This window comes from Geodermatophilus sp. DSM 44513, assembly GCF_032460525.1.
GTDB lineage: Bacteria > Actinomycetota > Actinomycetes > Mycobacteriales > Geodermatophilaceae > Geodermatophilus.
Genome location: NZ_CP135963.1, coordinates 1,567,114 through 1,585,384, shown reverse-complemented (window position 1 = coordinate 1,585,384; position 18,271 = coordinate 1,567,114). Strand labels below are relative to the sequence as shown.

Genomic DNA, 18,271 nt, shown 5'->3' with positions numbered 1-18,271 from the left:
CCGCGGGGTCGTCCGGGAGGACGAGGACGTCAGCCGTAGCGGGCGACGAAGTTCGCCAGCAGCCGGCTCGGCTCGGTGACCACGGCCCGGCTCACCCGGGTGATCAGGTCCTCCATCTCCGCGGGCGGGAAGTAGCCGGCGTGCTGGTACACCCGCACCCGGGTGACGACGCCCGCGACGTCGAGCTCGGGGTGGAACTGGGTGGCGTACACGTTGCGGCCGACCCGGAACACCTGCACCGGGCAGCCCGGCGAGGTGGCCAGCAGCACCGCCGACGCCGGCAGCACCCGGCAGGCCTCCTTGTGCCCGACCAGCGCGTCGAACACCTCCGGCACGCCGTCGAACAGCGGGTCGGCCCGTCCGGCGTCGGTCAGGGTGACCGGCACGCAGGAGATCGGCTCCCCGTGCGTGCGGTCGACCACCCCGCCCTGGTGGGTGCCGAGCGTGCCGATGCCGTAGCAGGCGCCGAGGAAGGGCAGGTCGCGGGCGACGACCTGGTCCAGCAGCGCGGACAGCTCCGCCTCGACGCGGCGCTGGACGGCGGACTTGGCCTCGGCCGGGTCGCTGGCGTTGAACGGCCCGCCCCCGAGGAACACCCCGGCGTGGGCGCCCGGGTCCAGTGGCGGCAGCGGCCCGGCCTCCAGCCGGACCCGCCGCAGCTGCGGCTCGTCCAGCCCGGTGGCCCGCAGGAAGGCGGCGTACTCGTCGTCCGCGGCCTCGTCCTCGGCGCGGGAGGCCAGCAGGAGGAAGGGCCGCACGGCCGCCGATGCTAGGCCGCGGCGGGTCCCCGGGCGCAGCTGCCCCGTCCGTCACAGCCGAGCTGGCCGGTTGGCGGCTCCTGCCAACCGGACGTCACCCTTTCGTGTGACCTGCTGCGCAGGGACCGGCCGGGATCAGCCGATGGTGGCGACATGGCCCGCCGCCTCTCCGTCGCGAGGACTCAGACCCGCCGCCGGGTCGCGCCCGCAGCCGCGCCCTGGTGGCGGGACGCGGTGGTCTACCAGGTCTACCTGCGGTCCTTCGCCGACAGCGACGGTGACGGCATCGGCGACCTGCGCGGGCTGCGCCAGCGGCTGCCCTACCTCGCCTGGCTCGGCGTGGACGCGGTGTGGATCAACCCGCACTACCCCTCCGGCGGTGCCGACGGCGGCTACGACGTCGTCGACTACCGCGCGGTCGACCCGGACTACGGCGACGTGTCCGACCTCGAGGCCCTGGTGGAGGACGCCGCGCGGCTGGGCCTGAAGGTCGTGCTCGACGTCGTCCCCAACCACACCTCCGACCAGCACCCCTGGTTCCGGGCGGCGCTGGCCGACCCGGACTGCCCCGAGGCCGCCCGCTACCACTTCGCCCCGCCGTCGGAGCAGCCGCCGAACAACTGGCGGTCGCTGTTCGGCGGTCCGGCGTGGTCGCGCACCCCGGACGGTCGGTGGTACCTGCACCTGTTCGCCCCCGAGCAGCCCGACCTGGACTGGCGCGACCCGGCCGTCGCCGAGGACTTCGAGCGCACCCTGCGCTTCTGGCTGGACCGCGGGGTGGCCGGCTTCCGGGTGGACGTCGCCTACGGGCTGTACAAGGACGCCGGCCTGCGGGACAACCCGGGCAGCTACGCCCCCACGCTGTTCGGCCACGGCCCCGAGCAGGCGATGACCTGGAACCAGCCCGAGGTGCACGACGTGTGGCGCCGCTGGCGGTCGATCTGCGACGAGTACCCCGGCACGATGCTGGTCGGCGAGGTGTGCCTGGCCGACCTGGAGCAGGTGGCCCTGTACTCCCGGCCCGACGAGCTGCACCAGGCGCTGTCCTTCCGGCTGCTCAAGTCGCCGTGGGGGGCCGCGCCGTTCGCCGAGGCGATCGCCGGCGCGCTGGACGCCTACGGGCGGGTGGGCGCGCCGGTGTCCTGGGTGCTGGGCAACCACGACAAGGAGCGGCAGGTGACCCGCTTCGGCGGCGGCGAGCTGGGCACCGCCCGCACCCGCGCGGCCGCCCTGCTCACCCTCGCCCTGCCCGGCTCGGCCTACCTCTACGCCGGCGACGAGCTGGGCCTGCCGCAGGCCGACGTCCCCGACGAGGCCCGGCAGGACCCGATCTTCCACCGCAGCGGCGGCGCCCGCGCCGGCCGCGACGGCTGCCGGGTGCCCATGCCGTGGAACCCCGCGCCCGGCGTCGGCTTCTCCCCCGAGGGCGCGGCCGAGCCGTGGCTGCCGATCCCGGCGGACTGGGGCCGGCACGCGGTGTCGGTGCAGACCGGGCAGGGCGGCTCGACGCTGACCCTGCACCGGCGGGCGCTGGCGCTGCGCCGGGCGCACCCGGCGTTCGGGTCGGGCTCGCCGACGATCACCACCCGCGGCGACGTGCTGACCGTCCGCTCGGTCGGCGGCGGGGAGACGGTGCGCTGCGTGGTCAACATGGGCAGCGAGACGGTGCTCGCCGGCTGCCCCGGCCAGGTGATGCTCGCCTCCACGCAGGTGCGCCGCTCCGGCGGCACGGTGGCCCTGCCGCCGAACAGCGCGGTGTGGGTCCTCGAGGACTGACGGAGGACCCCGCGTCCCCCCGCCGCTCGCGAGCTCGCGGCGGGCCCTGCAAAGGGGTTGCCGGCGTCCCCCATCCCTCGCGGGCTCGGGGCGCGCCGGCGTCCGAGCTCGCCGTTGCCGGTCCTGGCTCACTGCCGGCGGTGAGCCAGGACCCTCGATGACCAGGTCGGCTGATCATCCGGGGGGACCGGCACAGCCCGGTGGTGCGCCGGCCGCGGCCGTGTGGTGGTCTGCCGCCGTGCCGACCACCCCGCCGACCGGCCTGGACGTCGTCGTCGCCGGTGCCGGTCCGGCGGGCCTGTCGGCGGCGGCGGCCTGTGCCGCCGCCGGGCTGCGGACGGCGCTGGTGGCGCCGGTGCTGCGGCCCTGGCCGGCCACCTACTGCCTGTGGGACGACGAGCTGGCCGCCGCAGCGCCGCCGCTCGGGCTGGACCCGGCCGCCGTCGCCGCGGCCGGCGCGCCGACCGTCGTGCGCACCGCCGCGGGTGGGGAGCGGCGGTTGACCCGGCGCTACGCACGGCTGCGCAACGACGTCCTGCACTCCGCCCTGCTCGACCGGTTCCGCGACTCCGGCGGCGAGGTGGTGGCCGGCCGGGTCCGCGGGCTGCGCGCCGACGGCGGCCCGGAGGTGGCCGAGCTCGACGACGGCACCGCACTGCGCGCCCGGGTTGTGCTCGACGCCCGCGGCGGCGGCCCGGGCACCGCCGCGCAGCGGGCGTGGGGCGAGGTCGTGCCCGGACCGGTCGACGAGCTGGTCCCGGCCGGGGGCGCACTGCTCATGGACTGGGCCGCGCTGGCCGACCCGGTCGCACCCCCGGCGTTCCTCTACGGCCTGTCCCTCGACGACGGCAGCGTGCTGCTGGAGGCCACCTCCCTGGCCGGCCGCCCACCGGTGCCGCTGGCCGACCTGCGGGCCCGGCTGGACCGGGTGCTCACCGCGCGCGGCCTGCGCCCGGTGGGGGGGCCCGAGCGGGTGACGATCCCGCTGGGCGTCCCCAGCAGCCCCGGCACCCCGCTGGGCGCCCGGGCGGGGCTGGTGCACCCGGCGACCGGCTACAGCGTGGCGTCCTCGCTGCGGCTCGGCCCGCGGGTGGCCGCCGCCCTGGCCGCCGGCGGCGACGCCCGGGCGGTGCGCCGGGTGGTGCGCGCGGCCCGCCCCGGCGCGACGGTGGCCCTGCTCGGACTCGGCCTGGAGGTGCTGCTGTCCCTCGACGGGCCGGGCACCGACGCGTTCTTCGCCGCCTTCTTCACCCTGCCCGAGCGGTCCTGGGCGGCCTACCTCGACGTCGGCTCCCCGCCGTCGGCCGTGGCCGCCACCATGGCGCGCACCTTCGCCGCCCTGCCCCCGGCCCAGCGCACGCACCTGCTGCGCACCGTCGCCCGCAGCACCGGCACCACCGCCGCAGGCCGGCTGCGCCGGAGCTCCGCCCGCGGCGGGGTGTAGAAGGGAGACCGCGCACCGGGTGCGGTCACCCGGGCACGGACGAGGGAGCGGGCGATGACGCAGGTGCAGGACGCGGTGGGCGAGCTGACCGGGGCGCTGCGCCGCGCGGGCATCGGGGACGTCGACGACTCCGGCCTGGCCCGGGCGCTGTACTCCACCGACGCCTCGCTGTACCGCGTGCTGCCGCGGGCCGTCGTCCGCCCCCGGCACCCCGACGAGATCGAGGCGACCCTCGCCGTCTGCCGCGACCTCGGCGTGCCGCTGACCGCCCGCGGTGCGGGCACCTCGATCGCGGGCAACGCCGTGGGCACCGGCGTCGTCGTCGACACCAGCCGGTACCTGTCCCGGGTGCACCGGATCGATCCCGAGAGCCGGACGGCGACCGTCGACCCCGGCGTGGTGCAGTCGGCGCTGCAGAAGGCGGCCCGGCCGCACGGGCTGCGCTTCGGCCCGGACCCGAGCACGCACAACCGCTGCACGATCGGCGGGATGATCGGCAACAACGCCTGCGGGTCGCGCGCCCTGGGCTACGGCCGGACGTCGGACAACGTGGTCGGCCTGGACGTGGTCACCGGCGCCGGCGAGCGGCTCACCCTCGGCCCGGACGGTGCCTCGGCCGGCGGGGTGCTCGACCGGCTGCGCCAGCTGGTGGACGGCGAGCTGGCCACGCTGCGCACCGAGTTCGGCCGGTTCGGCCGGCAGGCGTCGGGCTACGCGCTGGAGCACCTGCTGCCCGAGCACGGCTTCTCCGTGGCGCGCGCGCTGGTGGGCAGCGAGGGCACGCTGGCCGTCGTCCTCGGCGCGACCGTGCGGCTGGTCGCCGACGCCCCGCACCGCGGCCTGGTCGTGCTCGGCTACCCGTCGATGGCCGAGGCCGCCGACGCCACCCCCGGGCTGCTGCCGCACCGGCCCACCGCCGTGGAGGGCCTGGACCAGCGGATCGTGCAGCGGCTGCGCGACGTCCCGGCCGCCGTGGTGCCCGACCTGCCCCGCGGCGACGGCTGGCTGATCGTGGAGCTGACCGGCGACAGCGTCGCGGAGGTGCAGCACAAGGCGCGCGGCGTGCTGGCCGACGCCGGCGCGCTGGACTCCCTGGTGGTCACCGACCCCGCCGAGGCCGCGGCGATCTGGCGGATCCGGGAGGACGGCGCGGGCCTGGCCGCGCGCACCTCCGACGGGCGCCCGGCGCACGCCGGCTGGGAGGACGCCGCGGTGCCGGTCGAGGCCCTGGGCGCCTACCTGCGCGAGTTCGACGCGCTGCTGGACGCCCACGGGCTGCAGTGCGTCCCCTACGGCCACTTCGGCGACGGCTGCGTGCACGGCCGGGTGGACTTCCCGTTCGGCCGCGAGCCCGACCGCGGGCGGCAGGTCTACCGCGACTTCGTGACCGACGCCGCGGCGCTGGTCGCCCGCTACGGCGGCTCGGTGTCCGGCGAGCACGGCGACGGGCGGGCGCGCAGCGAGCTGCTGCCGGCGATGTTCCCGCCGCACGCGCTGGAGCTCTTCGAGCGGGTGAAGGGGCTGTTCGACCCCGCCGACGTGCTCAACCCCGGCGTGCTGGTGCGCCCGGCCCGGGTGGACGACGACATCCGGATGGCCGCCGCGCCACGTGTCACGCACGGCCTGGCGCTGGCCTACACCCACGACGGCGGGGACCTGTCCGCCGCCGTGCACCGCTGCACCGGCGTCGGCAAGTGCCGGGCCGACCTGCAGTCGACCGGAGCGGTGATGTGCCCGTCGTGGCCGGCGACGCGGAACGAGAAGGACAACACCCGCGGCCGGGCCCGCGTGCTGCAGGAGCTGCTCGCCCCCGGCGGGCCGGTGACGGACTGGCGCGCCCCCGAGGTGCACGAGGCGCTGGACCTGTGCCTGTCCTGCAAGGGCTGCGCGCGCGACTGCCCCACCGGCGTGGACATGGCCTCCTACAAGGCCGAGGTGCTGCACCAGAGCTACCGCCGGCGGCTGCGCCCGCGCGCGCACTACACGCTGGGCTGGCTGCCGCGGTGGGCCGACGTCGCCGCCCGCGCGCCGCGGCTGGCCAACGCGGTGACCGGGTCGCGGCTGGGCGGGCGGCTGGCCAAGTGGGGGGCGGGGGTGGACCAGCGCCGTCCGCTGCCCGCCTTCGCTCCGCGCACCTTCCGGGAGACCTGGGCGGCCACGACCCGCCAACACCGCGACAATGGCGGTGACGGCCGGCCGGTCGCGCTGTGGGTGGACTCGTTCACCGACCACTTCGCCCCCGAGGTCGCCGTGGCCACCGCCGCGGTGCTGGAGGACGCCGGCTACCGGGTGCAGGTGCCCCCGGCCGAGGCGTGCTGCGGGCTGACCTGGATCACCACCGGGCAACTGGACTCCGCCCGCCGCACCCTGGGCCGCACCATCGAGCTGCTCGCCCCGCTGGTGGACGCCGGGGTGCCGGTCGTCGGCGTCGAGCCCTCCTGCACCGCGGTGCTGCGGCACGAGGGCCTGGAGCTGGTGGGCGGTCCGGCCGCCGAGCGGGTCGCCGCGGGCACCCGGACGCTGGCCGAGCTGCTGCAGCAGACCCCGGGCTGGACGCCGCCGTCGCTGGCCGGGGTGCAGGTCGTCGCCCAGCCGCACTGCCACCACCACGCCGTCCTCGGCTGGACCGCCGACGCCCGGCTGCTGCGGGAGGCCGGCGCCACGGTCACCCGGGTGGGCGGCTGCTGCGGGCTGGCCGGCAACTGGGGCGTGGAGCGGGGCCACCACGAGGTGTCGGTGGCCATCGCCGAGCAGCAGCTGCTGCCCGCCGTCCGCGACGCCGGGCCGGACGCCGTGGTGCTGGCCGACGGGTTCTCCTGCCGCACCCAGCTCGACCAGCTGGCCGGCCGGGAGGCCCTGCACCTGGCCCAGCTGCTGGCCCGGGCGCGCTCCTGATGGCCGACCGCGGGTTCGACGACCCGACCGTCGAGGAGCTGCGGGCCCGCGGCAGCCTGAAGTGGACGCTGTACCCCGAGGCCATCGGGATGTTCGTCGCCGAATCCGACCTCGGCACGGCCCCGGCGGTCGCCGAGGCACTGCACACGGCGGTCGCCGGCGGCGTCCTCGGCTACCTGCCCCCGGGGCTGCTGACCGGCATGGCCGAGGCCTACGCCGGGTGGTCGGCCGACCGGTACGGCTGGGCGGTGCCGCCGGAGCGGGTGCGCCCGGTGGCCGACGTGCTGGCCGGCCTGGCCGCCGCGGTCGAGCACTTCTCCCGGCCGGGCAGCCCGGTCGTGCTGCCGACGCCGGCGTACATGCCCTTCCTCACCCTGCCGGCGGTGCTGGGGCGCGAGGTCATCGAGGTGCCGATGGCCCGCGACGGCGACCGGTACGTCTACGACCTCGACGCGCTGGACGCCGCCTTCCGGGCCGGCGGGCACCTGCTGGTGCTGTGCAACCCGCACAACCCGATCGGCCGGGTGCTGGAGCCGGCGGAGATGACCGCGGTGGCCGAGGTGGTCGACCGGCACGGCGGCCGGGTGTTCTCCGACGAGATCCACGCGCCGCTGGTGTTCCCCGGCTCGCGGCACGTGCCCTACGCCTCGCTGGGCGACGTACCGGCCGGGCACGCGGTCACCGCCACCTCGGCGTCCAAGGCGTGGAACCTGCCCGGCCTCAAGTGCGCGCAGCTGGTGCTGTCGAACGCCGCCGACGCCGAGCTGTGGGCGCGGATCGGGCTGCACGCCGAACACGGGGCGTCCACCCTGGGCGTCGTGGCGAACACCGCCGCCTACACCGGCGGCGCCCAGTGGCTGGACGAGCTCCTGGTCCACCTGGACGGCAACCGCCGGCTGCTGGCCGACCTGGTCGCCGAGCTCCTGCCCGGTGTCCGGTACACCCCGCCGGAGGGCACATACCTGGCCTGGCTGGACTGCCGCGAGCTGGACCTGACCGAGCCCGGCGCCTTCTTCCTGGATCGGGCCGGGGTCGCGCTGACCGACGGGGCGCTGTGCGGCGCCGCCGGCGCCGGGTTCGTGCGGCTCAACGTCGCCACCCCGCGGCCGGTCCTGACCCGGGCCGTCGAGCAGATGGCCGCCGCCCTCGCCGCGCGCTGACCGACGTCCCCGCCGGGGCGCTCAGCCGGCGGCCCGGGTGGCCCGGTCGGCGTACCGGCGCCGGGCGTCCTCCAGGGCGCGTTCGGCGTCCCTGCGGCCCTCCCAGCCGCGGCTCTCGGCCGACTTCCCGGGCTCCAGGGCCTCGTAGATGGTGAAGAAGTGCCAGATCTCGGCGACCTGGTGGATCGGCACGTCCTCCAGCCGCTGCAGGTGCCGGTGCCGTGGGTCCGTCGCCGGCACGCACAGCAGCTTGGCGTCGCGTCCCGAGCTGTCGTGCATCCAGAACACGCCGATGACGCGCACCCGCACGAGGCAGCCGGGGAAGGTCGGCTCGTCCAGCAGCAGCAGGGCGTCGATCGGGTCGCCGTCCTCGGCCAGGGTGTCCGGCACGAACCCGTAGTCGCCCGGGTAGCCGGTCGCGGTGAACAGCATCCGGTCCAGCCGGATGCGGCCGACCCGGGAGTCGTACTCGTACTTGTTCCGCGACCCCTTGGGGATCTCCACGATCACGTCGGCTTCCACGGGCACGTCCCTCCTCGGCGGCCGGGCCCCGGACCCGTCCGCGTCAGGCGACCCTGTCCGGGCGCCCGCCGCGCGTCAACTCCGGGCGGGCCGGCCGCCGACGGCGCCCCTGCCGTCGACGGCGCGCGGGCGTGCGCCGATCGTGTCCAGGCACCGGTCAACCGATCCCCAGTCGCTGCGGGACCCGTGCCACGGAGGGGTGCAGGACCGTCGGCCAGCGGAAGGACGCGGCAGCCGGCAGCACCATCGGCAGGTGCTCGGGCGCCGACGGCCGGGCCAGCAGGTACCCGCTGGCCGAGTCCACCCCGAGCGCGCTGAGGGTGCGCAGCTGGCTCAGGGTCTCGACGCCCTCCGCGATGACGGTGGCGTCGAAGGCGTGGGCCAAGGTGACGACGCTGGAGAGCACCGCCTCACCGCGCGGCGTCCCCAGGTCGTGCACGAAGGACCGGTCGATCTTGATGACGTCGACCGGCAGGTCGCCCAGTCGGGCCAGCGAGCTGTAGCCGGTGCCGAAGTCGTCGATCGCGACCGCGACCCCCAGCGCCCGGACCTCCTCCAGGACCTCGGCCAGGCGGGAGGAGTCGCCGAAGATCGACTCGGTCACCTCGACGCCCAGCCGGTCGGCGGCCAGTCCCACGCGGGCGAGGTGGCCGGCCAGCAGTTCCGGCATCCGGCAGTCGGCCAGCTGCTGTGGGGCGACGTTGACCCACACCCGCACGCCGGGGACGTGCGCCCACCGGGCCGCCTGCTCGACGGCCCGTCCGAGGACCCACTCGCCGACCCGGGAGACCAGGCCGGACTCCTCGGCGACCGGGATGAAGTCCAGCGGTGGGACGACGCCCCGGGTGGGGTGCCGCCATCGGACCAGCGCCTCGATGTGGGTGATCCGTTCGTAGCGCAGGTCGAACGCCGGCTGGTACTCCAGGAAGAACTCGTCGCGCTCCAGGGCCAGGCGCAGGTCGCGCTCGACCAGCACCCGCTGCACCGACTCCCGGTGCAGCTGTTCGTCGAACCACGCGGCGCGGCCGCGGCCGCCGTCCTTCGCCCTGCCCAGGGCCGCGTCGGCCTCCCGGAGCACCGTGTCCAGCGCGCCGGGGCCGGTCGATGCGGCTATGCCGACACTGGCGCCGACCGCCATCCGCCCGACGGCGTCCACCGGCTCGGAGCACGCGGCCACCACTGCCGCGGCCATCACGTCGGCGGCCGCCGTGGTGGCGCCGACCATCGCCACGACGAACTCGTCACCACCGAAGCGGGCCACCACCTCGGTCGGCCCGGCGAGCTCGGCCAGGCGGCGGCTGATGGCGGTGAGCAGCGCGTCGCCGGCGCGGTGTCCCAGGATGTCGTTGACCAGCTTGAAGCGGTCGAGGTCGGCGAACAGCACGGTCAGCCCGGCTCCCGGCCGGCCGGCGGTGAGCGAGGCGACGTGCTCCACCAGCCCAGCCCGGTTGAGCAGCCCGGTGAGGTCGTCGTGGGTGGCCCGGTGGGCGAGGTCGTGCTGCGCACGCTCGGCGGCGGCGCGCGCCAGGCGCTCGGCGGCCAGCAGCCGCTCCCGTTCCTCCTCCAGGGCCCGCCGCTCGGCGACGTCACGGAAGTAGACGCCGAGCCCACCCCGGCGCAGCGGGAACACGCGGGTCTCCGACCACAGGTCGGCAGGTGCGTAGTGGGCCTCGACCGTCCTCGGCTGCCCGGTCCGCACGGCCTCGCGGTAGGCCTCCTCGAGCGGCGTGCCGACCAGGTCCGGGAACCGGTCCCAGACGTCCCTGCCCACGACGTCGTCGCGGCGGACACCCAGCCGGGTCTCGGCCTGCGCGTTGATGTAGGTGATCCGCCAGTCGGCGTCCACCCCGATGTACATGTCGCTGAACGACTCGAGGCTGTCGACCACCTCGGCCGCGACCCGCCGGGTCTCGGCCGTCCGCGCCGCCTCGGCCTCCACCGTGGTCATGTCCCGGAAGTAGACGTAGGCGAGCGAGGTCCCTCCATCGGGGAGCAGGGCGGTGCTCACCTCGGCCGGGAAGGTGGAGCCGTCGCGCCGGCGCATGCGCAGCACCCCGCGGTAGGCGCCGTCCCGGCGACGGGCCTCGAACGCCTCCGCCCACCGGGGGTCCCGCGGGTCGACGACCCCTGCCCGTCCGACCTCCAGCAGCTCGGCCTCGGAGCGGCCCAGCAGCTCGCACGCCCGCGGGTTGGCGCGGAACGTCAGACCGTCGGCCGAGGTGAGCAGGAACCCGTCGATGCCGTGGGTGAACAACGTCTCGTAGACGTCGCTGCGTGGTGGCGCGGTGGTCGGGAACTCGGGCATGCCGAGGATGTCGGTCGTGAGCGGCTTCCGCTTGATCCGGTTCCACAATCAGGGGGAGGTCCGCGGCGCGGTGCCCGCGTCAGCGACGCAGTGCCCGCAGCAGCCGGCGCCCTCCGGTCCACGCCACCGCGGCACCGGCGACCCAGGGCCCGGCGACGACGACCGGGTCGAGCAGCTGGTGCCGGGTGTCGCTGCGCCCACGGCGGGACCGCAGCCCGCCGCGGGTGAGCTCACCGCCCACCCCGGTCGCCGGCACGTCCGGGCGGGCCGTGCCGAAGGAGCGCAGGTGCGCGCCCCAGGCGTCGATGCGGTCACCGGCGACGAGCAGCAGCCAGTGCGCCAGGCGGCCCTCGCTGAACCGCCGGTAGGCGTACCGGCGCACCGCCCCGGACACGCCGTGCAGCGGCTGGGCGGTGCCGAACACCGGGGTGACGAAGGCGTGCTCGACCGACCGCTCGCGGCCCTCGGCGCCGGGCTGCCGCTCGGGGAAGTCCCAGTGCGCGCCGGTGGCCTCCGGGTCGTAGCGCAGCCGGGGGTGCGACGGCCGGTCGGCCGGGTCGAGGTCGGCGCCCCAGCCGGGGATGCGGGCCCGCAGCTGCTCGCGGGTCTCGCGGGGGGTGCGCTTGTCGCGGACGTAGGCGCTCGGGATGTCGGGCTCGGTCACGGCAGCGCTCCGCTCAGGCCGCGTCGGGCAGGATCAGCGGCTTGATGCAGCCGTCGAGCTTGGCGGAGAAGACGTGGTAGGCCTCCGCGACGTGCTCCAGCGGGAACCGGTGGGTGACCATCGCCCGCGGCGTGAGGTGGCCGTTGCGCACGTGCTCGAACATCCGCGGCCACTGCCGCTTCACCGGTGTCTGGTTCATCCGCAGGGTGAGCCCCTTGTTGAGCGCGTCGCCGAACTTCACCGCGTTGGGGATCGGCCCGTAGGCGCCGACGACCGCGACCGTGCCGCCCTTGCGCACCCCGTCGATGGCCCAGTTCAGCGCCACCGGTGAGCCGCCCTGCAGCTTGAGCTTGGTGCCCGCGACCTGCTGCAGCAGGTTGCCGTCGGCCTCGGCACCCGCGGCCTCGATGACGACGTCGGCGCCGAGGAAGTCGGTCTGCTTCTTCAGCTCGACCACGACGTCGGCGTGCTCGTCGTAGTCGAGCACCTCGGCGTGCGCCATGGTCCGGGCCTTGTCCAGCCGCTCCGGCAGGTGGTCGACCACGATGACCCGCCCGGCGCCCATCAGCCACGCGGACTGCGCGGCGACGAGTCCCACCGGCCCGGCGCCGAGGACGACGACCGTGTCGCCCTCGGCGATGTCGCCGAGCTGGGCGCCGAAGTAGCCGGTCGCGGCGGCGTCGGTGAGCAGGACGGCGTCCTCGTCGTGCATCCAGTCGGGGATGCGCACCGGCCCGACGTCGGCGAACGGGACGCGCACGTACTGCGCCTGGCCGCCGTCGTAGCCGCCGGTGGTGTGCGAGTAGCCGTAGATGCCGCCGACCGCCGTGGCGTTGGGGTTGACGTTGTGGCAGTTGGAGTACAGGCCGCGGACGCAGAACCAGCAGCTGCCGCAGGAGATGTTGAACGGCACCATCACCCGGTCGCCCACCCGCAGGGTCTCCACCGAGGAGCCGACCTGCTCGACCACGCCGATGAACTCGTGGCCGAACGTGTGCCCGACCCGGGTGTCCGGCATCATCCCGTGGTAGAGGTGCAGGTCGGAGCCGCAGATGGCGGCCAGCGTCACCCGCACGACCGCGTCGTTGGGGTGCTCGATCCGCGGGACGTCCTTGTCCTCGACCCGCACCTTGTACGGCCCCCGGTAGACCATGGCTCGCATCGCTGGGCTCCTCGGCTCGGAGGGGCGTGGGCACGCCGCCCGCCGGCCGGGGACGGCTTCCCGGCACTCCCGCACCCTCACCCACCGGCCGGCCGGCGGCCAGTCGGGCGCCGGGCCTCCCCCCGGCGCACCCGCGCCGCCGGCCCGACGGCGAGCAGCAGGCCGGCGCCGGCCACGCGGGTCACCGCGGTCAGGCCGCCGGCCTCGTAGCCGGGGCCCAGCGCCGCGGTGCCCAGCGCCGCCGCCAGGTAGGTCGTGGCGCTGTAGAGCGCCAGCACCGGCCCCCGGGCCTCGCCGCCGGCCCGGCCGAGGAGGGTCACCAGCAGGCCGAGGCCGGCGTGGTTGACCAGGCCCCACAGGGCACAGGCGGCCAGCAGGACGGGCAGCGCGCCGGCCGCGGCCGGCAGCGCCAGGTAGACGCCGGCGAGCACCAGCACGGTCGGCGGCAGCAGCCGGGCGGGCCCGGCTCGGTCCAGGCGCCCGTCGAGCAGCCCCGCCGCCCCGAAGCCCGCGCCGTAGGCCAGCGACACCAGGCCCGCCGCCCCGGCGCCCACCCCCTGGACGGCGCGCACGTGGTCGCCCAGGTAGGCGTAGGTGCCGTAGAAGGCGGCCATGTAGGCCAGGACGACGACCAGCAGCGGCCGGACACCGGGCCGGGTGAGCGCGTCGCGGTAGCGCGCCGGGGAGGCCGGCCGCGGCGCCCCGACCCGCGGCAGCCGGCGCAGCAGGCCCACCTGCGCGGCCGCGACGCCGGCCAGCACCGCGAACGCCGTCCGCCAGCCGGCCAGGTCGGTCAGCGCGGCGGACAGCGGGACGGCGGCGACCATCGCCACCGACCAGCCCAGCAGCACCCGTCCCAGCACCCGGGCCTCGGCCCCGGCCGGCGCGGTCTCCCCCGCGAGGGCGTAGGTCACCGGCAGGGTGACGCCCGCGGCCAGCCCGGCCACCACCTGGCCGGCCGCCAGCACGCCCCAGTGCGGGGCGGCCGCGCAGGCCAGCACCCCGGCGGCGAGCACGGCGGCCGCCGCCTGCAGCACCCGGACCCGGGGCAGCGGGTCCACGACGCGCCCCAGGGCGAGTGCGGAGACCGCGGTGGCCAGCCCGTACGCGGCGGCCGCCCGCCCGACCTCCGCGGGACCGGTGCCCGGGCGCCGGCCACGTCGGGGAGCACCGGGGCCAGCAGCAGCGACTGCGCGCCGACCACGGCCACGCCGGTCATCAGCACCCACGGTCCGGCCCCCAGCCGCTGCTCCGCACCCACCCCGGCCTCCCTCCCCCGACGCCATCCGCCGCGCTCCACGCTAGGGCCGAACGCGGTACGGTGCGCACGCTGTTGCGCCGTACCCGCTGAGGTCGAGACGACGTCCGGCCTGACGGCGTCGAGGAGGGCACCGTGGACGAGACCGACCGGACGCTGATCGGGCTGCTGCAGCAGGACGCCACCCGGTCCTACGCCGACCTCGGCCGGGCGGTGCACCTGTCGACCGCCGCGACGCACGAGCGGGTGCGCAAGATGCGCCAGGCCGGCGTCATCCGGCGCACCACCGTCGAGGTGGACCCGGTGGCGCTGGGGGCGGTGCTGCTGGCCTTCGTGGAGATCGACACCGAGGGGTGGGTCAAGAAGCCGCTCGTCGACGCCGTCCGCGACGACCCGCGCGTGGAGGACCTGCACTCCATCGCCGGGGACACCCACTTCCTGGCCAAGGTGCGGGTCACCGGCCCGGCGGACCTCGAGGACCTGCTGCACGCCCTCTACCGGGTGCCCGGGGTGCGCAACACCCGCACCCACGTGGCCCTGCAGACCTACGTCGAGCGGCCGCCGTCCCCCGGGCCGCCGCCGGCCCGCTGAGCGCCCGGGTCGTCCCCGACGGCCACCGGGCGGTCCGGGTCGGCGCTGTACTGCGACCACGAGCCCGGGTACAGCCGCCCGGCGGGCAGGCCGGCGACCTCCAGGGCCAGCAGGTCGTGGCAGGCGGTGACCCCCGAGCCGCAGTAGACGACCACGTCGCCGTCCTCGGGAACGCCGGCCCCGGTGTAGCGGCGGCGCAGCTCGTCGGCGGGCAGGAAACGGCGGTCGCCGTCCAGGTTGCCGCGGCAGGGCACGTTGACCGCGCCGGGCACGTGCCCCGCCCGCGGGTCGACCGGCTCGCGGTCGCCGCGGTAGCGCGCGGGCTCCCGGGCGTCGAGGACCACCGCTCGCGGGTCGAGCACGTCCTCCGCCCCGGCCAGCCGGTCGGCCGGCCAGGGGCGCGGGGTGGCCACCGCCGGCGCGCGGTCCGGCGCGTCCTGCTCCAGCGGCCCGTCCCAGGCGCCGATCCCGCCGTCCAGCAGGGCCGCCGGGCGACCGGTCACCCGGAGCATCCACACCAGGCGGGCGGCGACGACCCCGCCGGCGTCGTCGTAGGCCACCACGGTGTCCTCGTCGCCGATGCCGAGGGCGGCCGTGCCCTCGGCGAAGACGGCGGGGTCGGGCAGCGGGTGGCGGCCCTCGGCCGCCGACGGTGGCCCGGCCAGCCAGCGGTCGAGGTCCACGAACACCGCGCCGGGCAGGTGCCCGGCGTCGTAGGCGGCACGGCCGGAGCGGCCGTCGAGGTACCAGCGGACGTCGGCGAGCACCACCTCGCCGGCGTGCGCGCGCAGCCAGGCCGTGTCCACGACGGGGGGCAGCATGCCGGGGACCCTACGACGGCCCCACAGGGCCGGCCGGTCCGCCGCCGCGGGCGGCCGCAGGGGGAGACTGCGGGGGTGGGGACCACGAGCCGGCCGCCCGAACGGCCCGGGGTGCTGCGGTGGGTCGGCTACGCCCTGGGCGGCGGGCTGCCGGCGCGGTACGCCTCCTGGGTCCTGCACGACACGACGACCCGCACGTGGGGGCTGCGGCACGTGGCCCGCGCGCTGGTGCAGATGTCCGTGCCGGTCGTGCTGGTCGTCGCGCTGGTGCCCGCCCCGGCCTGGATCCGGCTGATGACCGCCCTGGGCGGCCTGCTCCTCGGGCTGGTCTTCTCGCTGGCCTACATGGCCGAGACGACCGAGAACCGGGTCAAGAAGGCCGGCTACCCGCCAGGCACGGCGACGGCCGCCCGCGAGCAGGCCGCCCGGGTCCGGGAGCGGCAGGAGGCCGAGCGCCGCCGCGCGGCCGCCGCACGCCGGGCGGCCCGCCAGCGGGCCCGCCGCTGAGCGGCCGGCCGGGGCTCAGGCCACGGCCCGGCCGAGGACGACGTCGGCCACGGTGAGCCGGTCGGCCCCCGGCCGGTCCACGACGGTCACCGAGTCCGGTCCCACCCCGCCGTCGGGCCCGGTGACCGAGCGCAGCAGGTCCGCCCAGCGGGTGGCGTGCCGGCGCATCGACCGGGCCGGGATCTGCCGGCCCCGGGCGGTCTGCCCGCTCTCGGCGAGCTCCTGCGACGCGTCGAGGAGCACCAGCCGCACCGAGCGGCCGGCGCGCCGGCCGGTGCCCAGCACGGCGGCGCGCCACCAGGGACGGGTCCACGGGTCGGTGAGGACGACGACCGGGGCGGGACCGGCCACGGCGCGCAGCACCCGCACCCGGTGCCAGGCGTGCACCAGCGGGCGGACCAGCCGGTAGGGGACGCCCGGGGCGTGCACGCGGGCGGCGACGTCCTCGGAGTCCAGGCCGACGACGCCGGGGACCCGCTCGGCCACCAGCCGGCGCAGCAGCGTCGTCTTCCCGCTGCCCGGCAGCCCCCCGACGACGACCAGCACACCGTGCGGTGCCGGCCGCCCGCAGGCCCGTCGGTCCCCTGTGGCGGCCGGTCCGGTCGCTACGACCACGGCGCACCACCTCCTCACTCTCGCCGGGTCCCATGGTCCCCGCCGCGGCTCGGAGATGGTGGCGCCCGCGCTGTGAGATCGCTGGGACCTCACCCGTCCGGGGGCCCCGCACAGGGCGCTGACCAGCGCGTCAGGTGAGCCTCAGCTTGCTGGCGGGGTCCGTCCGGCTGTGCCAGCCTGGCCCCATGACGTCTCTCCAGGACATGCCCCAGGTCCAGAACTGCGCCGTGAGCAGCTGCTCGTACAACGCCGAGTCCAGCTGCCACGCCGGTGCGATCACGGTGGGTGGCGACCACGCCCACTGCGGCACCTTCGTGGAGATCAGCTTCCGTGGCGGGATGGACCGCACCGGGCTGGTCGGTGCCTGTCACCGGTCGGACTGCGTGCACAACGACAAGCTGGAGTGCCACGCGCCGAGCGTGCGCGTGGGTCCCGGCGCCGACGCCGCCGACTGCCTGACCTACGAGGCCAGGTAGTCCAGGTCCCCGACCGCCTCGGCCGCCAGGCTCCCGGACGGGTCGGCGCGCAGCGCGCCGTCGGCGACCGCGAGGGCGGCGACCGGGTCGTCGTCGTCCACGAGCACCGCGCGGCCGCCGGTGGCGACCGGGCGCAGGGCCGCCAGCACCGCCCGCCGGTCCGGCGCGGCCAGGCCGTCGGTGAGCCGGTCGACGAGCACGATCGTGGCGCCGACCTGCTGCACCGCCTCGACCGCCGCGATCCGCCGGTGCACGTCGTCACCGGCCGAGGCCGCGACCCGGTGCACCCGGACGGCAGCGTGCCCGGAGGCGCACCGTCCGCTGTCGTCGTCCAGTGCCGCCATCACGCGGCGCCGGGCGGCGGCCGGGCCCAGCAGCACGGTCACGTCCCCGACCGGCAGTCGCAGCCCCACACGGACCCCCATCACCTCGAGTCCCGGCCGTCCGGACGGGTAAGGCGAGGCTAACCTCTGCCGACAGCGGCGTCCAGACCCGGCGGACAGCGGAACGGCGCCGCCCCAGCCGGGGCGGCGCCGTTCTCGTGCCGTCGGGTCAGTCCTGGTCGCGGTCGGGCCCGCCCCAGCCGCCCCAGCCACCGCGGCCGCCCCACGGGCGGTCCTCCTGGGCCGAGTTGACCCACTCGGTGACCTTCTCCTCCAGGCCGGCCAGCCGCTCGTCGGCGACCTCCTGCGGCATGCCGCCGTCCTCGACGGCCTGGGCGATGCCCTCCTGCATGGCGGTGACGAGCGCGTCGACGAGGGTGTCGACCTCGACGCCCTGGTCCTCGGCGACCTGCGCCAGCGTGGCGCCCTCGGCGTCGAGGGCGGTCCGCAGCTCGTCCTCGGTCATGCCGAGCGTCTCGGCCGCGGTGTCCAGGCCGCGCCAGCCGCCGTGGTGGCCGCCGTGCCAGCCGGGACCGGCCTCGCTGAGCGTGGTGGCGACCTCGTCGGCCTGCTCCTGGGTGATCGACCCGTCGTCCACCAGGCCCGAGAGCGCGTCCTTGATGCGGTCGACGACCGTGGTCGACGTGCCGTCGGTCTCCTCGGTGGCGGCCACGGCCGGGACGGCCACGGCCAGCCCGGTGAGCGTCAGCGCGCCGGCTGTTGCGGCGACGACCAACTTCCTGCGCATGGTGGTCTCCTGTTCCGCGGCCGGTGGGCCCAGCCGTCCAGACGAGCATCGGTCCCGAACCTGTGACGGACCTGTCAGCGGCCCGTGCCCTCTCTGGACGTGGCCCCTCCGGACGTGGCCTCTCCGGACATCGCCGGCACCGCTGTTCACCCGGTCCTCCCGGGCCGTGCACCCGGGCGTCGTCCC

General features: G+C 76.7%; 17 protein-coding genes. 7 read left to right on the top strand and 10 right to left on the bottom strand.

What is annotated here, in order from left to right:
* Positions 1-29 precede the first annotated feature (29 nt).
* Positions 30-758, bottom strand: coding sequence for a glutamine amidotransferase (locus RTG05_RS07690; RefSeq protein ID WP_166528151.1), 729 nt, complete (start codon positions 756-758; stop codon positions 30-32).
* Positions 759-911: 153 nt separating this feature from the next.
* Between RTG05_RS07690 and RTG05_RS07685 the strand changes: the two genes are divergently transcribed.
* The 4 genes from RTG05_RS07685 to RTG05_RS07670 all read left to right on the top strand — a co-directional run bounded on the left by RTG05_RS07685 (position 912) and on the right by RTG05_RS07670 (position 8,033).
* The gene (locus RTG05_RS07685; protein ID WP_166528150.1) at positions 912-2,534 is read left to right on the top strand and encodes a glycoside hydrolase family 13 protein; all 1,623 of its coding nucleotides are present in this window, start codon (positions 912-914) and stop codon (positions 2,532-2,534) included.
* 238 nt (positions 2,535-2,772) lie between these two features.
* Positions 2,773-3,978, top strand: a complete 1,206-nt coding sequence (locus tag RTG05_RS07680) for a lycopene cyclase family protein (protein WP_166528149.1) — start codon at positions 2,773-2,775, stop codon at positions 3,976-3,978.
* 54 nt (positions 3,979-4,032) lie between these two features.
* Positions 4,033-6,873: an FAD-binding and (Fe-S)-binding domain-containing protein gene (locus tag RTG05_RS07675; RefSeq protein ID WP_166528148.1), complete on the top strand. Its 2,841-nt coding sequence runs from the start codon at positions 4,033-4,035 to the stop codon at positions 6,871-6,873.
* Entirely contained in the window at positions 6,873-8,033 is a 1,161-nt protein-coding gene (locus tag RTG05_RS07670; protein WP_166528147.1) for a MalY/PatB family protein, read from the top strand. Before RTG05_RS07675 ends, RTG05_RS07670 begins: the two co-directional genes overlap by 1 nt.
* A 21-nt stretch (positions 8,034-8,054) precedes the next feature.
* On the opposite strand, the gene RTG05_RS07665 is transcribed toward RTG05_RS07670, so the two are convergent.
* From RTG05_RS07665 to RTG05_RS07645, 5 genes are all read right to left on the bottom strand, one after another.
* Positions 8,055-8,555: an inorganic diphosphatase gene (locus RTG05_RS07665; protein WP_166528146.1), complete on the bottom strand. Its 501-nt coding sequence runs from the start codon at positions 8,553-8,555 to the stop codon at positions 8,055-8,057.
* 157 nt (positions 8,556-8,712) lie between these two features.
* Positions 8,713-10,860 (bottom strand): putative bifunctional diguanylate cyclase/phosphodiesterase, encoded by a 2,148-nt coding sequence (locus tag RTG05_RS07660; protein ID WP_166528145.1) that lies wholly within the window; start codon positions 10,858-10,860, stop codon positions 8,713-8,715.
* A 79-nt stretch (positions 10,861-10,939) separates the two neighbouring features.
* Positions 10,940-11,524, bottom strand: coding sequence for a hypothetical protein (locus RTG05_RS07655; RefSeq protein ID WP_208104849.1), 585 nt, complete (start codon positions 11,522-11,524; stop codon positions 10,940-10,942).
* Positions 11,525-11,537: 13 nt separating this feature from the next.
* Positions 11,538-12,686: a zinc-dependent alcohol dehydrogenase gene (locus RTG05_RS07650; RefSeq protein WP_166528144.1), complete on the bottom strand. Its 1,149-nt coding sequence runs from the start codon at positions 12,684-12,686 to the stop codon at positions 11,538-11,540.
* A 77-nt stretch (positions 12,687-12,763) separates the two neighbouring features.
* Positions 12,764-13,972 (bottom strand): MFS transporter, encoded by a 1,209-nt coding sequence (locus tag RTG05_RS07645; protein WP_315912418.1) that lies wholly within the window; start codon positions 13,970-13,972, stop codon positions 12,764-12,766.
* Positions 13,973-14,079: 107 nt separating this feature from the next.
* Between RTG05_RS07645 and RTG05_RS07640 the strand changes: the two genes are divergently transcribed.
* Positions 14,080-14,535 (top strand): Lrp/AsnC family transcriptional regulator, encoded by a 456-nt coding sequence (locus RTG05_RS07640; protein ID WP_166528143.1) that lies wholly within the window; start codon positions 14,080-14,082, stop codon positions 14,533-14,535.
* Here RTG05_RS07640 and RTG05_RS07635 read toward each other — a convergent pair.
* Positions 14,490-15,356, bottom strand: coding sequence for a sulfurtransferase (locus RTG05_RS07635; RefSeq protein ID WP_166528142.1), 867 nt, complete (start codon positions 15,354-15,356; stop codon positions 14,490-14,492). The two genes, RTG05_RS07640 and RTG05_RS07635, sit on opposite strands and share 46 nt — an antisense overlap.
* Positions 15,357-15,431: 75 nt before the next feature.
* On the opposite strand from RTG05_RS07635, the gene RTG05_RS07630 reads away from it, so the two are divergent.
* Entirely contained in the window at positions 15,432-15,863 is a 432-nt protein-coding gene (locus tag RTG05_RS07630) for a DUF5313 family protein (protein ID WP_166528141.1), read from the top strand.
* 15 nt (positions 15,864-15,878) lie between these two features.
* On the opposite strand, the gene RTG05_RS07625 is transcribed toward RTG05_RS07630, so the two are convergent.
* Complete coding sequence (locus tag RTG05_RS07625) at positions 15,879-16,409, bottom strand: ATP-binding protein (RefSeq protein ID WP_166528140.1); 531 nt, start codon at positions 16,407-16,409, stop codon at positions 15,879-15,881.
* Between the two features lie 254 nt (positions 16,410-16,663).
* Between RTG05_RS07625 and RTG05_RS07620 the strand changes: the two genes are divergently transcribed.
* Positions 16,664-16,954: a DUF1540 domain-containing protein gene (locus RTG05_RS07620; protein ID WP_166528139.1), complete on the top strand. Its 291-nt coding sequence runs from the start codon at positions 16,664-16,666 to the stop codon at positions 16,952-16,954.
* On the opposite strand, the gene RTG05_RS07615 is transcribed toward RTG05_RS07620, so the two are convergent.
* Both RTG05_RS07615 and RTG05_RS07610 read right to left on the bottom strand, forming a co-directional pair.
* Positions 16,939-17,379: a hypothetical protein gene (locus RTG05_RS07615; protein WP_166528138.1), complete on the bottom strand. Its 441-nt coding sequence runs from the start codon at positions 17,377-17,379 to the stop codon at positions 16,939-16,941. The genes RTG05_RS07620 and RTG05_RS07615 overlap by 16 nt on opposite strands.
* A 127-nt stretch (positions 17,380-17,506) precedes the next feature.
* Positions 17,507-18,085 carry a hypothetical protein gene (locus RTG05_RS07610; RefSeq protein WP_166528137.1) on the bottom strand — a complete coding sequence of 193 codons (579 nt, stop codon included), beginning with the start codon at positions 18,083-18,085 and terminating at the stop codon, positions 17,507-17,509.
* Between the last annotated feature and the right edge of the window lie 186 nt (positions 18,086-18,271).